This window comes from Sphingomonas sp. PP-CE-1G-424 (assembly GCF_004341085.1).
Classification (GTDB): Bacteria; Pseudomonadota; Alphaproteobacteria; order Sphingomonadales; family Sphingomonadaceae; genus Sphingomonas.
Map to the genome: position 1 here is coordinate 93,044 of NZ_SLXW01000005.1, position 14,264 is coordinate 107,307.

The window sequence follows — 14,264 nt, forward strand, 5'->3', positions numbered from 1 at the left end:
ACGAAACAGACGTTTCCCTTACCGCCCCCTCCGTCTGGCAGCGCCAACCACATCCCCCGGGCGGGGAGGATCCCCACGACGCCGCCGTCATCCTGACGAGTCAGGATCCAGAGCCAATCAGCATAGCGTTCGTGACCCTGGGTCCTGACTTTCGTCAGGATGACGTGTGGGTGGAGCTACGTGCTGGCTTATACAGACCGCGGACTCTCCCTTGCCCTCACCCTTCCCACGGCGAAGACGCCGCGGGCCCCTTCCCTCTCCCACCGGGAGAGGGAGAGACGGCGAAGACGGCGAGGGTGAGGGCACGACCTGCAGACCGACGGCCTCGAACCATCAAAGCCGCGGTTAGCGCTTCAGCCGCTCCGCGTGCCACACCACATGATCGCTCATGAACGTCGAGATGAAGTTGTAGCTGTGATCATACCCTGGCTGCATCCGCAACGTCAGGTCGATCCCCGCCGCCTCGCACGCCGCCACCAGCAACTCGGGCTTCAACTGCTCGACCAGGAAACCATCCGCATCCCCCTGATCGACCAGGATGTCCTTCACCCGCGCACCATCCTCGATCAGCGCACAGGCGTCATACACGCGCCATGCCGTCCGATCCGCCCCGAGATAGCCGCCGAGCGCCTTCTCGCCCCAGGCGCACTGCAACGGCGCTACGATTGGCGCAAACGCCGACACGCTGCAAAACCGCTCCGGGTTGCGCAGCACGATCGTCAGCGCACCATGCCCACCCATCGAGTGCCCGAAGATTCCCTGCCGCGCCATATCCGCCACCGGAAACTCCGCCGCGATCAGCGCCGGCAATTCATCCTCGACATAGGACCGCATACGGAAGTTCTTCGTCCAGGGTTCCTCGGTCGCATCGACGTAGAAGCCGGCGCCCTTGCCGAAGTCGTACGCCTCGTCATCCGGCACGCCGTCGCCTCGCGGCGAGGTATCCGGCGCGATAAGGATCACGCCCAGTTCGGCACACGCGCGCCGATACTCGCCCTTGTCCATGACGTTGGCGTGCGTGCAGGTCAGGCCCGACAGGAACCACAACACGGGCAACCGCGCGCCCTCGTCATGCGGCGGCACATAGACCGCGAAGGTCATGTCCGTGCCGGTCGCGGTCGACGCGTGGCGGTAGACGCCCTGCGTGCCGCCATACGCCTTGCTGGTGGAGACGGTTTCCATCACGCGACCCGGTGCAATGCGCAGATCTTGTTGCCCGACGGATCGCGCAGATAGGCGAGGTACAGCTTCCGCCCCCCGGTGGCCTCACGCACGCCCGGCGGATCCTCACAAGCCGTCCCGCCGTGCGCCAGCCCTGCAGCATGCCAAGCATCGGCCGCATCGGTAGAGGCCGCAGCGAACCCCATCGTACTGCCGTTGCCGTGGCTAGCCGGCTCGCCGTCGATAGGCTTGGTCAGCAGGAAGCGCCCGCCGTCGTGCGCATAGACCACCCGCCCCCATTCATCGACGACGCCCTCGGGCACGCCGAGCGCGCCCAGCGCCGCGTCGTAGAACGCTTTCGACGCGGCGATATCGCTCGCGCCGAGCATGATGTGCGTGAACATGCCCCCCTCTCAGTAGATCACGACGGAGCGGATGCTCTCGCCGGCGTGCATCAGGTCGAAGCCCTTGTTGATCTCGTCGAGCGTCAGGCGGTGCGTGATCATCGGGTCGATCTCGATCATCCCGTTCATGTACCAGTCGACGATCTTCGGCGTATCGGTCCGCCCCCGCGCGCCGCCGAACGCCGTCCCGCGCCAGTTGCGCCCGGTGACGAGCTGGAACGGCCGCGTCGAGATCTCCTTGCCCGCCTCGGCCACGCCGATCACGATCGAGGTGCCCCAGCCGCGGTGGCACGCCTCGAGCGCCTGCCGCATCACGGTCGTGTTGCCGGTCGCGTCGAACGTATAGTCCGCGCCGCCATCGGTGAGCGCGACGATGTGCTGGACGATGTCGCCCACATCCTTGGGATTGGCAAAGTGCGTCATGCCAAAGCGGCGGCCCCACTCCTCACGGTCTGGATTGATGTCGACGCCGACGATCATCCCGGCACCGGCCAGTCTCGCGCCCTGGATCACGTTCAGCCCGATCCCGCCAAGCCCGAACACGACGACCGTGTCGCCCGGCTGGACCTTCGCCGTGTGCACCACCGCGCCGACGCCCGTCGTCACGCCGCAGCCGACGTAGCACGACGTATCGAACGGCGCGTCCTCGCGGATCTTCGCGACCGCGATCTCCGGCAGGACGGTGAAGTTCGAGAAGGTCGAGCAGCCCATGTAGTGGAAGATCGGCTGCCCCTTGTAGCTGAACCGCGTCGTGCCGTCCGGCATCAACCCTTTCCCTTGCGTGGCGCGGATCGCGGTGCACAGGTTGGTCTTGCCGCTCAGGCACGACTTACACTGGCGGCACTCGGGCGTGTAGAGCGGGATCACGTGATCGCCGACCGCGACGCTGGTCACGCCTGCGCCCACTTCGCGGACGATGCCGGCGCCTTCATGCCCCAGCACGCTCGGAAACAACCCTTCCGAATCAAGCCCGTCGAGCGTGTACGCGTCGGTATGGCAGATGCCCGTCGCCATGATTTCGACGAGGACTTCGCCGAATTTCGGCCCTTCGAGGTCGAGTTCGACGATCTCGAGCGGTTTTTTTGCCTCGAAGGCTACGGCGGCGCGGGTCTTCATCGGTTGGTCTCCTTGATTGCCGCCCTGATGCCCCCCGAGCCGCGGCTTCGCAACCCGCAGGCGATGCAACCAATGTCGCGTTCCCGCGCTTGATCCTTTCAAATCAAGGAGATGGCGCGATGAAGGATCCGAAGAAGGGCGACGAGGTCACTTGGAAATCGCATGGCGGCGAGGCGCACGGCACGGTCGAAAAGAAGCAGACCACCGATACCAAGATCAAGGGGCACACCGTCAAGGCGTCCAAGGAGGAGCCGCAGTTCATCGTAAGGAGTGACAAGGGCGGCAAGGCAGCGCACAAGGCGGACGCGCTCACCAAGGCGTGACCACGCGCGCAGTGCCTAACGCACGCGCGCAACAGGAAGGAATGCTTATGGCTACAGCTCCCAAGACCGGCGGCATCCACGCCCCCGTCCAGCCCTCTCCCGAGCTCGGCGAGATCGTCGGTAACGATCGTCTGCCGCGCAGCGAAGTGATCAGCAAGGTGTGGGTCTATATCAAGGCCAACAACCTCCAGAACCCCGAGAACAAGCGCGAGATTCTGGCTGACGAGAAGCTGAAGAAGGTCTTCGGGCGTGACAAGTGCACGATGTTCGAGATGAACAAGTACATCTCGCAGCACGTCAAGGCCTAACCGCCCGCACTGTACGGCAAGCGGCGACGGGGCATCGTAATCGATACCCGTCGCCCTTGATCGCGCCTCTACAAGATCCCCACCACCCAAGTGCCGGTCTGATCGCCCTGCCCGTAGTGGCCACGCAATCAGCTCAAGCCGATCGCGAACCGGGCGCTTGATCGCCTCATCCGACCGTCGTACTGCGCAACCGGATGCCCCCGTAGCTCAGCCGGATAGAGCGACGGTTTCCTAAACCGTAGGCCGCGTGTTCAAATCTCGCCGGGGGCACCAGCTTTTCCGCGACCGTCATGTCCTTGTCGTCAAAGATGTTTATCCAGCTCTCGCATGCGTGCATGGAGGTGGGATGCTCTCGACCGCGATGCTCGCCGATGCCGTCACCCTGCAGCCCGACTTCGTCGTCATCGACGTCGAGACCGCGTGTTCGCGGGTCAGCAGCATCTGCCAGATCGGCATCGTCGGGTTCCGCGACGGCCGCGAGATCTTCGACTACGAGACGCTGGTCGACCCGCGCGACGAATTCCACCTGTTCAACACGCGCATCCACGGCATCGCCGAGCATCACGTCGTCGGCCAGCCGAGCTTCGCCGACGTCCATGCCATCGTCGATCGTCATCTGAGCGGCCGCACGACGGTCGCGCACTCGTATTTCGACAAGGGTGCCCTCGCAGCCGCCTGCCGGGTCCATGACCGCCCGGCGATCGAGACGGTATGGCTCGACAGCGTCCGCGTCGCCAAGCGCGCCTGGCCCGATCTGGAAAGCCACCGCCTCGGCCTGCTCGCGCAATATCTCGGCATCGCGCACAAGCATCACGACGCGCTCAGCGATGCGCGCGCGGCCGGCTGGGTGATCGTCAAGGCGATCGATCATACCGGGATCGCGCTCGACGAATGGCTCGCCCCGCCGCGCAAGCCTGGCCCCGCCCCTCGTCCAGCGCCGTCTGGACCGCTCGCTGGCGAGCGCATCGCGCTCCTCGGCGCGCCGCGCGACGGGGCGTTGGCGGAGCGGATCGCGGCGCTCGGCGGCCGGATCGTGTCGGCGGTCGGTAACACGACGACGCTGCTCGTGATCGCGGGGCGTGCGCCGTTCAGCTACTCGGTCCGCAACAGCGGTGCGTATCGCCGGGCGGAACATTATCGACGCCTCGGTGGCGCGATCCGGATCGTCTCCGACTTCGAGCTTGGCGTTGCGGACGGGGTTGTCGAACCGACTGGCGCCTGACGATACGCCGGATCGTTTCCCACCAGGTGTCCGACGGGGGAATGGACCCGCGACCGCCGTTCAGCTTGGCAACGTCCCGGCAACCTGCAACCATCGCACCAAACCAAAATGGAGGATGACATGCGGGCAGCGACAATGGCCATGGCAGGGGGAGCGGCTCTCGCGAGCGGCATGCTGGCGGTACCGGCGATCGCGCAACAGGCGCGCGTTGCGGAGGGCACGCTCGGCGGCACGCATCTGGCGACTTCGACGGCGGCGGCGGCAGCGGCGCCCGTCGACGCGTATCTCGGCATCCCCTACGCCACGCCGCCGATCGGTGCGCTCAGATGGCAACCGCCCAAGCCTGCCGCCCGTTGGAGCGGCGTGCGCAAAGCAGACGCGTTCGGCCCGCGGTGCATGCAACAGCCTCTGTTCGCCGACATGAAATTTCGCTCGCCGCGGATCGACGAGGACTGCCTGACGCTCAACGTCTGGACGCCTGCCGGTACCAAGCCGGGCGCGAAGCTTCCCGTACTGTTCTACATCCACGGCGGCGGCGCGATCGCCGGCGACGGCTCCGAACTGCGCTACGACGGTGCGGCGATGGCGCGGCAGGGGATCGTCGTCGTCACGATCAACTACCGGCTGGGCGTCTTCGGCTTCCTGGCGACCAACGAAATGGCGGCAGAATCCCCGGCACACGCCGCGGGAAATTACGGCTTGCTCGATCAGGCGGCGGCGCTCGAATGGGTCCGTCGCAACGCGGCCGCGTTCGGCGGCGATCCCGCACGGATCACGATCGGCGGTGAAAGCGCAGGCTCGATGTCGGTCAGCGTGCTGATGACGTCGCCGCTGACCCGGACTCGGTTCGCGCGCGCGATCGGCGAAAGCGGGGGTGTCCTGCCGCCGACGTTCCGGCCGAAGTCGCTCGCCACCGCCACGACGCAGGGCGAGGCATTTGCCCGCGCCGCCGGAGCGCCCTCGCTTGCCGCGCTGCGGGCGATGCCCGCGGCCGATCTGCTCAAGGCGCAGGCCCAGACGCACGCGGGGGCGGACTTCATCGTCGACGGGCTGTTCCTCACCGAGCCGCCGATCGATACCTATGCCGCCGGCCGTGCCGCGCGCGTGCCGCTGCTGGTCGGTTCGAATTCGCAGGAGGGCGCGTGGACCAGCATCCTGCGCGGTCAGCCGCCCACCGTCGCCAACTACCGCGCCGCGATCGGCACGCTCTACGCGGACCCGGACGCGTTGTTCGCGCTGTATCCGGCAGCGTCCGACGCCGCGGTTCCCGCCGCCGCGACCGCGCTGGCGAGCGACGCGTTTCTCGGCGCATCGACCTGGCAATGGTTCGACCTGCATCGCCGGTCGCGACAGCCGACCTATTATTATTATTTCGCGCACCCGCGGCCGCGCGCGCTGCCGCCGCTGACCAATCCCGATGTCGCACCGCTCGGCGCGGTGCACAGCGCGGAGATCGAATATGCGCTGGGCAATCTGGATACCAACCCGGCCTATGCCTGGACCGCGGACGACCGCCGGATCTCGGCGGTCTTCCAGGGCTATTTCGCCGCCTTCATCAAGATGGGCAATCCCAACGCCGCCGGGTTGCCACGCTGGTCGCCGGCCGTACCCGGCGCAGGACCGATCGCGCGGCAGACGATCGACGTGACCACCGGGTCGACGCCGTTCGCGGCGCAGGCGCGCTACGAGGCGGCGGTGCCGCTGCTCGAACGCCGCGCGCGCTGACCGGTCAAAGCCGGCCGAGGAAGACCGCGCCCGGTACGGCGAGCTGCTGCCCGGTGGCGGACAGCTTGCCGTCCAGACCGATCGTAAAGATCGCCAGCGTGCCCGATCGCTCGTTGGCGACCACCATCCGGCGCGCGTCGTCGAGCAGCAGGAAGAAGCGCGGCCAGTCGCCACCGCTGGCGATGTGCTGGAGTAGGGTCGGTACGCCCGCCGCATCGAGCGCGAACACGGCGATGCCGTTCTGGCCGCGGTTCGAGACGTAGAGCCGCCGGCCGGTCGGATCGATCGCGATATGCGCAGCCTGTGACGCGCCACGATAGCCCGCCGGCAACGTCGACAGGCGCGACCGCGTGACGAAGCGGCCGTCCGCGCCCGCATCGAGCGTCACCAGCGTGTTGGAGAGTTCACATACGACATAGGCGCGCGGCAATCTGGGGTGATGGACGAGGTGACGTGGCCCCGCGCCGGAATCCGCATGCCAGGCAACAACCGGGCGAGCCAACGTTCGCGCTGTCGGATCGAAGCGATAGGCGTAGAGCGTGTCCGTCCCGAGATCGATCGAGTGGAGCCACCGCCGGTCCGGGCTGAACCCGACCCAATGCGCGTGCGGCCCTTCCTGACGTGCCGTGTTGGGCCCCTTGCCGACATGATCGAACAGCACCGGGTCGCCCGGCACGCCGGTCCGCGGATCGAGCCGGTGGAACGCCACGCCGCCGCTGGAATAATTCGCGACCGCAAGGCAGCCGCTGGCACGATCAAGCGTAATGTAGCACGGATCGGCGCCCTTCGTGGGTGCGGTGCCCCGCTTCGTCCAGCCGGGCGCATAGGCCGATATCTCGCCCTGCGTCTTTTCGCGCACGAGATAATAGGCACCGCCGGGCCCGCCTCCCACGCCGAACGACGCGTCGTCGACTCCGGCAATCGCGGCCTCGACCTGCCACCGGTCGCGATCGGGATCGTAGGCGATCGGGTAGAGGCCCTTGCCACCCTCGCGCGCGTAGGTGCCGGCGATCAACCGTACCGAGCGCTTGGCCGCCGCGGGTACCGCGATCGTCGCCGCCATCGCGGTCAGCGCGGATCGTCGCGTCATCGTCCAGTCGGTCATCGCAAACCCCTCACAGTCACCTGAACCCGAGCCAGTACAGCAAGCCGATGTTGACCGCGAGCAGCGGCAGCGCGGTCGGCACCTGCGCGCGGATGACGGCGTTCCTGTCCTTCAACTCGAGCAACGCGGCGGGGACGAGATTGAAGTTCGCCGCCATCGGCGTCATCAGCGTGCCGCAGAACCCGCTGAGCATGCCGATCGCCGCGACCACCGCGGGGTCGCCGCCGTAATGCCGCACGAGCAACGGGATGCCGATCGCCGCGGCCATCACCGGGAACGCCGCGAACGCGTTGCCCATGATCATCGTGAACAGCGCCATCCCGAGCGTATAGGCGAGCACCGCGCCGATCAGGCTGCCCTCGGGGATCGCGTGGCCGGCGAGACCGCCGACGACATCGCCTACGCCGGCCAGCGCGAACACCGCGCCGAGGCTCGCCAGCATCTGCGGAAGCACGGCGGCCCAGCCGATCGCGTCCATGAGCCTGACGCCCTCGGCGAGCGGTGTCGCGACACGCGGGCGGAACCAGAGGTGCATCGCGACCAGCGCGATCAGGACGCCGCAAGTCAGCGCGACGAGCGTTGCCTGCTTCGCGTCGACGAGGCTCGGGACTGCGCGGAACAGGACCGTGCCGCCGAGTGCGGCAGCCGGGATGATCAGGGCGGGCAGAAATATCCGATTGTCGAGCCGGGCCGCCTCGGCACGCCGTTGGTCGAGCGTTGTGGTGGCACGCCCGCCCCGCCCCATCGCACCCGAGCCGGCGATCGCGACGAGCGCGAGGACGACAATACCGTTGCCGATATCGCCCAGCCGCCCGCCGAGCAGGAAGCTGATCGCCAGCACCGCGTAGAACGCCGCATTGCCGAAGCGCTTCGGGTTGGCGCGATCGGTAAAGCTCAAGACCCCGAACGCCGCGAACATCAGACCGGCGACACCGTAGATGAAGCCGGTGCCGATCACCCCGCGCGCGCCAGTCGGCGGTCGAGCAGCCACAGGCGGAAGCCGTGGATGAAGAACGCGGCGATTGCGGTAGGGATTGCCCACATCGAAAGGTGGAGCGGCTGGATGACGATGCCATAGCCCTCAAGCACGCCCTTCATCAGCAGGATCGAGCCGATCGCGATGAAGATGTCCTCACCGAAGAACAGCCCGATATTGTCGGTCGCCGCGGCCATCGCGGGAATGCGGTCCCCGCCGGGCGCGACGCCCTGCGCCTCCGCTGCGGCTTCGGCCATCGGTGCCACCAGAGGGCGTACGCTTTGTGCTGGACCGGCGATCGACGTCAGGCCGAGCGCTGCGGTTAGCTGGCGAAACAACAGGTAGCCGATCAGCAAGCGCCCGACCGTCGCGCCGCGGAGCTTGCCGATCGCGAGCCTCGCGCGTTCCTGAAGCCCGTGGCGTTCGAGCATCCCGATCACCGGGAGCACGATGTAGATCACGGTGACGTAGCGGTTCTCGTTGAAGGCCTTCCCGAACGCCGCGAGGATCGCGAGCGGAGCGAGTCCGGCGGCGAGGCCCGTTACGAGCGCCGACACCGCGACGACGAGCAGCGGATTGAACCGGAGCAGGAAGCCCGCGACGATCACCGCGATGCCGCAAAGAACCAGCATCGTCGCTCAGCGTGCCTGCTTGGCGAGGTCGGCGTCGAACGCAGTCCGCGCCTTCGCGACGATCTTCGGCAGCAAGGTCGGATCGACGAACGCGGCCGCATCGCCCGCCTTACGGCGCTTGCCGCGCGCGATCACGTCGGCGAGTTCGGGGTGCGACGGCAGGACGATGTCGGCGTGCAACGTGCCGAGCATCGCGATGCTGCGGCGGTAATCGCCGACGATACCCGGATAGGTGCGGTTGCCGATCAGGCGGTTGCCCGCAACGCTGACGCTGCATGGGAAGACCACGTCAAGCGGACGCGGCTTGGCGGGGATGCTCATTGTCCAGGTCGTGCACCCGGGCGTGTGCCCCGGCGTGGCGCGTGCGGTCAGCGTAACGTTGCCGAGCGTGACCGTGTCACCGTCACGCACGCCGCGATCGACAGGCACCTTTGGAAAGCGAATGACCCCGTAACTGGTCTCGCCCGGTGGGATACCGGTTTCGAGCGCGCGGACATCCCGCGCGCCAGCGACCACCCGGGCACCGGTCGCACGTTTGAGCGCAGCCACGCCAGCCGCGTGATCGAAATGCGCATGGGTGACCAGGATCAGCTTTACATCGCGGAGACGGACGCCGGTCGCGGCGATGTTGTGCGCGATCATGCCGGCATTCTCGGCGAGCGTGCCGTCGATCAGGATCGCACCCGAATTCGTCTTGATCAGGTAGGCGGCGATCCCTTCGCTGCCGACATAGGTGATCGGCCCGGCGATCGGGAACGGCGCCTGCGGCCGCGTCCAAGCCGGGGGATCTGCCGCGCCGAGCAGTAGCGGCGCACCGACGACGGCCATCAGCACTCCCGTCAGTGATCGGAGCCGGTCGAATTTCACTCGGACCCGACCGACGTGCAACGCAGCATGGTCGAATATCCGCTCGCGATGCCAGTGCCACGCCAATGCGATATCGAAAAACGGCGGCACCTTCGCATCTGTCGTTCGTACCCAATCTGTCTATCGCCGAGCTGGATAGAGCGGATACGCCCGGTTGACCATCGCAACCGGCACGAGAAGACTGCGACGGACCTGTTGCCGGTACTTGGAAAGGCATTGCCGACCCGGCGACCCGGGCCGGCAATGCTTGAGCAATTACGCCGCTTCGAGCGTTTTCTCAGGGTGCGCTTCGACCTGCTCTGCCGACCGCACCGCATCGATCTCGATCCGGCGCGGCTTCATTGCCTCGGGTACCACGCGCTGAAGGTCGAGGCTGAGCAGCCCGTCCTGGAACCGGGCGGTTCCGACCTCGATGAAGTCGGCGAGCTGGAACCGCCGCTCGAACGACCGCGCGGCGATGCCCCGATGCAGATACTGGGCCCCGTCCTTCTCGTCGGCCTTGCGACCGGTGACGACGAGCTGATTCTGCTGCGCGACGATCTCGATCTCGTCGGGACGGAATCCGGCGACCGCGAGCGTGATCCGGTACCGGTCTTCGCCGTCGCGGATGATGTCGAAGGGCGGATACCCTTCATCCTCGCGAAGCCCGGTTTCGAGCAGGTTGAACAGCCGGTCGAAGCCGACGGTCGACCGCCGATAGGGTGCAAAGTCAAACGTGTTTCTCATTTCCAAATCCTCCTGATGAAGCAATTTGGGCATGAGAAGCGTCGGAGGAGAGCCGACGCCCTCAATGTCCCGCCGGACCCATTCGGCGCCCGGCAGCGGCAAAATATTTCGCCCGAAATCGCGTTTCAAGAGGTTCGAGAACCAAAAAAACGATCGATCCCGGTTCAGAAGAAAGGGGCGCTAATCTTCCGGACATGCAACCGCGGCATGATGAACCTGCGCGGGGTTACGGCGCCCCTCCTCATTCCCACTCGATCGTGCCGGGGGGCTTCGAGGTATAGTCGTAGGTCACCCGGTTGATGCCCTTGACCTCGTTGATGATCCGGGTCGCGACGCGCGGCAGGAAATCGCCGGGGAACTGGAACGCCTGGGCGGTCATGCCGTCGGTCGAGGTTACCGCGCGCAGGGCCAGCACGTTGTCGTAGGTGCGACCGTCGCCCATCACGCCGACGCTGCGGACCGGCAGCAGTACCGCGAACGCCTGCCAGATCGTGTCGTAGAGCCCCGCCGCGCGGATCTCCTCGAGGTAGATCGCGTCGGCCTTGCGCAGGATGTCGCAGCGTTCCTTGGTCACTTCGCCGGGGATGCGGATCGCGAGGCCGGGTCCGGGGAACGGGTGGCGACCGACGAAGATCTCAGGCAGGCCGAGTTCGCGGCCGAGCACGCGGACCTCGTCCTTGAACAGCTCGCGCAACGGCTCGACGAGCTTCATGTTCATGCGCTCGGGCAGGCCGCCGACATTGTGGTGGCTCTTGATCGTCACCGACGGACCACCGGTGAAGCTGACGCTTTCGATCACGTCGGGATACAGCGTGCCTTGTGCCAGGAACTCCGCGCCGCCGAGCTTCTTGGCCTCGGTGTCGAACACGTCGATGAAGGTCTTGCCGATGAACTTGCGCTTCAGCTCGGGGTCGGTAATCCCGGCGAGACCGCTGAGGAACAGCTCCTCGACGTTCACGTGGATCAGCGGGATGTTGTAGGCGCCGCGGAAGAGGCTGACGACCTGCTCGCTCTCGCCCGCGCGCATCAGGCCGTGATCGACATAGACGCAGGTGAGTTGCTCGCCGATCGCCTCGTGGATCAGCACCGCGGCCACCGCCGAGTCGACGCCGCCCGACAGGCCGCAGATGACGCGACCCTTGCCGACCTGCGCACGGATCTCGGCGATCTTGGTCTCGCGGAACTCGGCCATCGTCCAGTCGCCGCTCAGGCCGCAGACGTGGCGCGCGAAGTTGGCGATCAACTTGCCGCCATCGGGGGTGTGGACGACCTCGGGGTGGAACTGCACGCCGTAGAACCGCCGCGCCTCGTCGGCGACGATCGCGTAGGGCGCGCCGGTCGAGGTGGCGACGGGGGTGAAGCCGGGCGGGATCGCGTCGACCTTGTCGCCGTGGCTCATCCAGACCTGATGACGTTCGCCCTCAGCCCAGAGGCCGTCGAACAGCGCGCAGTTCGACTTGACCTCGATGAACGCGCTGCCGAACTCGCCGCCGTCGCCCGAGACGATGACGTTGCCGCCGAGCTGTGCGGACATGACCTGCTGGCCGTAGCAGATGCCGAGGATCGGGATGCCCGCCTCGAAGAAGCGCTGCGGCACGCGCGGGGAGTTCTCGGTGGTGACCGAGGCGGGGCCGCCGGAGAGGATGATGCCCTTGGGCTGCATCCGGTCGAACGCGGCCTCGGCGGATTGGAAGGGGGCGATCTCGCTATAGACGCCAGCCTCGCGCACGCGGCGGGCGATCAGCTGGGTTACCTGGCTGCCGAAATCGACGATGAGAATGCTGTCTGGGTGCTCCATGTCGGGCGCATAGCCGGATGGGACCCGTAACGAAAGAGGCCGCGCCTCCCGTATGGGAAACGCGGCCTGCAATTCGACTAACGATAGGCGGGGATTATGCCGCTTCGTTGTAATTCTCGTCCGACATCACCGGACCCGAATCCTGGCCCTTCGCCGAGACGTCGCGGTCGACGAACTCGATGACGGCCATCGGCGAGGCGTCCGACATGCGAATACCGGCCTTGATGACGCGGGTGTAACCGCCGTTGCGATCCGCATAACGGGTCGCGAGCGTGTCGAACAACTTGATCAGCTGCGCATCGTCGAGCAACTTGCCGTGCGCGAGACGACGGTTGGACAGGCCACCCTTCTTCGCGAGCGTGATCAGCTTCTCGACGTAAGGACGCAGTTCCTTCGCCTTGGCGACGGTGGTGGTGATCTGCTCGTGCTTGATGAGCGCGGCGCTCATGTTGCGGAACAGGGCAAGACGGTGGGCCGAGGTCCGCTGAAGCTTACGGCCGCCTACGCGATGGCGCATGTTTAATACCTTTTCGTTCGTTCAGGGGCCGTATGAGGTACCCGGGAGCTGGTCGCCGTTGAGGCCGCGACCGATCGCCGTAGTTCAAAGGTTACGATAAGGTCACGCCAACGACGCTTCCTTAGCTTGGCCTTTCGCCTTTAACCGGATGGCGCCGCGGCAAAGCCGCGTCGTCGGTCGGGTGAAACCCGCCGGCCGGGCTGGCGTCGTCTCCGGGTTAGCTTGCGCTAACCCGGTGCGACTTGGCCCTAGCCCATTATCTCTTGCTCGAGCTTCTTGGCCATCTCTTCGATGTTCTCAGGTGGCCAGCCCGGGATTTCCATGCCCAGGCGAAGACCCATCGACGACAGCACTTCCTTGATCTCGTTCAAGGACTTGCGGCCGAAGTTAGGCGTACGCAGCATCTCGGCTTCGGTCTTGCCGACCAGATCGCCGATGTAGATGATGTTGTCGTTCTTGAGGCAGTTCGCCGAACGCACCGACAGTTCCAGCTCGTCGACCTTCTTGAGAAGGTAACGGTTGATCTGCTGGGTGTCGCCTGCGGGCTCCGCACCACCGGCAGCGGGTGCTGCCTGGCCGATCGGGGCCGACGAACGCGTGACCGACGAATCGTCGAAGTGGACGAACAGCGCGAGCTGGTCCTGGAGGATGCGACCGGCATAGCCGACTGCGTCTTCCGGGGTGATCGTGCCGTCGGTTTCGATCGTCAGTGTCAGCTTGTCGTAATCCAAGTCCTGACCGACGCGGGTCGGGTCGACCTTGTACGAAACCTGCCGTACCGGCGAGTACAGCGCATCGACCGGGATCAGACCGATCGGCGCATCGGCCGGGCGGTTTGCGGTCGCGGGCACGTAACCCTTACCGATGTCGGCGGTCAGCTCCATGTTGAGCGTCGCACCCTCATCGAGGTGGCAGATCACGAGATCCTTGTTCATGATCTCAATGTCGCCCGAGACGGCGATGTCGCCGGCCTTGACTTCACCCGGACCCGTTGCCGAGAGCTGAAGGCGCTTGGGCCCCTCGCCCTGCATGCGGATCGCGATCTGCTTCACGTTGAGGACGATGTCGGTCACGTCCTCGCGGACGCCGGCCAGAGACGAGAACTCATGCAGCACGTTCTCGATCTTGATCGAGGTGACGGCCGCGCCCTGCAGCGACGAGAGCAACACGCGACGCAGCGCGTTGCCGAGCGTCAGGCCGAAGCCACGCTCGAGCGGCTCGGCGATGAAGGTCGCCTTGCGCTTGGTGTCGCCACCGGCCTTTTTCTCCAGGCCGCTGGGCTTCTTGAGTTCCTGCCAGTTCTTTGCGTTGACAGACACATGCTTCCCCTAATTTGGGGGCCGGCGAACGGGTGTGTCCGCCGACCAATAAAATACACCCGTGC

The 14,264-nt window shown here is 66.2% G+C and carries 15 protein-coding genes and 1 tRNA gene; 5 read left to right on the top strand and 11 right to left on the bottom strand.

The genetic code is table 11. From position 1 onward, the window contains the following. Positions 1-345: 345 nt before the first annotated feature. The 3 genes from fghA to C8J43_RS17175 are packed head-to-tail and all read right to left on the bottom strand — an operon-like array spanning position 346 to position 2,681. Entirely contained in the window at positions 346-1,182 is an 837-nt protein-coding gene (fghA, locus tag C8J43_RS17165; RefSeq protein WP_133031944.1) for an S-formylglutathione hydrolase, read from the bottom strand. Then, on the bottom strand, positions 1,182-1,565 hold the full coding sequence (locus C8J43_RS17170) for a VOC family protein (protein ID WP_133031945.1): 384 nt from the start codon (positions 1,563-1,565) through the stop codon (positions 1,182-1,184). Before C8J43_RS17170 ends, fghA begins: the two co-directional genes overlap by 1 nt. A gap of 9 nt (positions 1,566-1,574) precedes the next feature. After that, positions 1,575-2,681, bottom strand: coding sequence for an S-(hydroxymethyl)glutathione dehydrogenase/class III alcohol dehydrogenase (locus C8J43_RS17175; protein WP_132741396.1), 1,107 nt, complete (start codon positions 2,679-2,681; stop codon positions 1,575-1,577). Positions 2,682-2,800: 119 nt separating this feature from the next. Between C8J43_RS17175 and C8J43_RS17180 the strand changes: the two genes are divergently transcribed. The 5 genes from C8J43_RS17180 (at position 2,801) to C8J43_RS17200 (ending at position 6,259) form a co-directional block, all read left to right on the top strand. Further along, positions 2,801-3,004: a DUF2945 domain-containing protein gene (locus C8J43_RS17180; protein ID WP_056482645.1), complete on the top strand. Its 204-nt coding sequence runs from the start codon at positions 2,801-2,803 to the stop codon at positions 3,002-3,004. A gap of 47 nt (positions 3,005-3,051) precedes the next feature. Next, entirely contained in the window at positions 3,052-3,312 is a 261-nt protein-coding gene (locus C8J43_RS17185) for an SWIB/MDM2 domain-containing protein (protein WP_133031946.1), read from the top strand. A 196-nt stretch (positions 3,313-3,508) separates the two neighbouring features. After that, positions 3,509-3,585 (top strand) — tRNA-Arg (locus C8J43_RS17190). 73 nt (positions 3,586-3,658) lie between these two features. Next, entirely contained in the window at positions 3,659-4,534 is an 876-nt protein-coding gene (locus C8J43_RS17195; RefSeq protein ID WP_243645647.1) for an exonuclease domain-containing protein, read from the top strand. Between the two features lie 120 nt (positions 4,535-4,654). Beyond that, positions 4,655-6,259, top strand: coding sequence for a carboxylesterase family protein (locus C8J43_RS17200; protein ID WP_207893438.1), 1,605 nt, complete (start codon positions 4,655-4,657; stop codon positions 6,257-6,259). 4 nt (positions 6,260-6,263) lie between these two features. On the opposite strand, the gene C8J43_RS17205 is transcribed toward C8J43_RS17200, so the two are convergent. From C8J43_RS17205 to C8J43_RS17240, 8 genes are all read right to left on the bottom strand, one after another. Continuing rightward, positions 6,264-7,364, bottom strand: a complete 1,101-nt coding sequence (locus tag C8J43_RS17205; RefSeq protein WP_133031948.1) for a lactonase family protein — start codon at positions 7,362-7,364, stop codon at positions 6,264-6,266. A gap of 16 nt (positions 7,365-7,380) precedes the next feature. Beyond that, positions 7,381-8,322: a DUF979 domain-containing protein gene (locus C8J43_RS17210; protein WP_133031985.1), complete on the bottom strand. Its 942-nt coding sequence runs from the start codon at positions 8,320-8,322 to the stop codon at positions 7,381-7,383. Beyond that, positions 8,319-8,972: a DUF969 domain-containing protein gene (locus C8J43_RS17215; RefSeq protein ID WP_133031949.1), complete on the bottom strand. Its 654-nt coding sequence runs from the start codon at positions 8,970-8,972 to the stop codon at positions 8,319-8,321. Before C8J43_RS17215 ends, C8J43_RS17210 begins: the two co-directional genes overlap by 4 nt. A 6-nt stretch (positions 8,973-8,978) precedes the next feature. Then, positions 8,979-9,800: a subclass B3 metallo-beta-lactamase gene (gene bla / locus C8J43_RS17220; protein WP_133031950.1), complete on the bottom strand. Its 822-nt coding sequence runs from the start codon at positions 9,798-9,800 to the stop codon at positions 8,979-8,981. A 294-nt stretch (positions 9,801-10,094) separates the two neighbouring features. Beyond that, positions 10,095-10,565 (bottom strand): Hsp20 family protein, encoded by a 471-nt coding sequence (locus tag C8J43_RS17225; RefSeq protein ID WP_056047944.1) that lies wholly within the window; start codon positions 10,563-10,565, stop codon positions 10,095-10,097. 241 nt (positions 10,566-10,806) lie between these two features. Next, positions 10,807-12,363 (bottom strand): glutamine-hydrolyzing GMP synthase, encoded by a 1,557-nt coding sequence (guaA, locus tag C8J43_RS17230; protein ID WP_056482672.1) that lies wholly within the window; start codon positions 12,361-12,363, stop codon positions 10,807-10,809. Between the two features lie 94 nt (positions 12,364-12,457). Next, positions 12,458-12,880, bottom strand: a complete 423-nt coding sequence (rplQ, locus tag C8J43_RS17235; RefSeq protein WP_133031951.1) for a 50S ribosomal protein L17 — start codon at positions 12,878-12,880, stop codon at positions 12,458-12,460. Positions 12,881-13,128: 248 nt separating this feature from the next. After that, the gene (locus tag C8J43_RS17240; RefSeq protein ID WP_031395236.1) at positions 13,129-14,199 is read right to left on the bottom strand and encodes a DNA-directed RNA polymerase subunit alpha; all 1,071 of its coding nucleotides are present in this window, start codon (positions 14,197-14,199) and stop codon (positions 13,129-13,131) included. Positions 14,200-14,264: the final 65 nt, after the last annotated feature.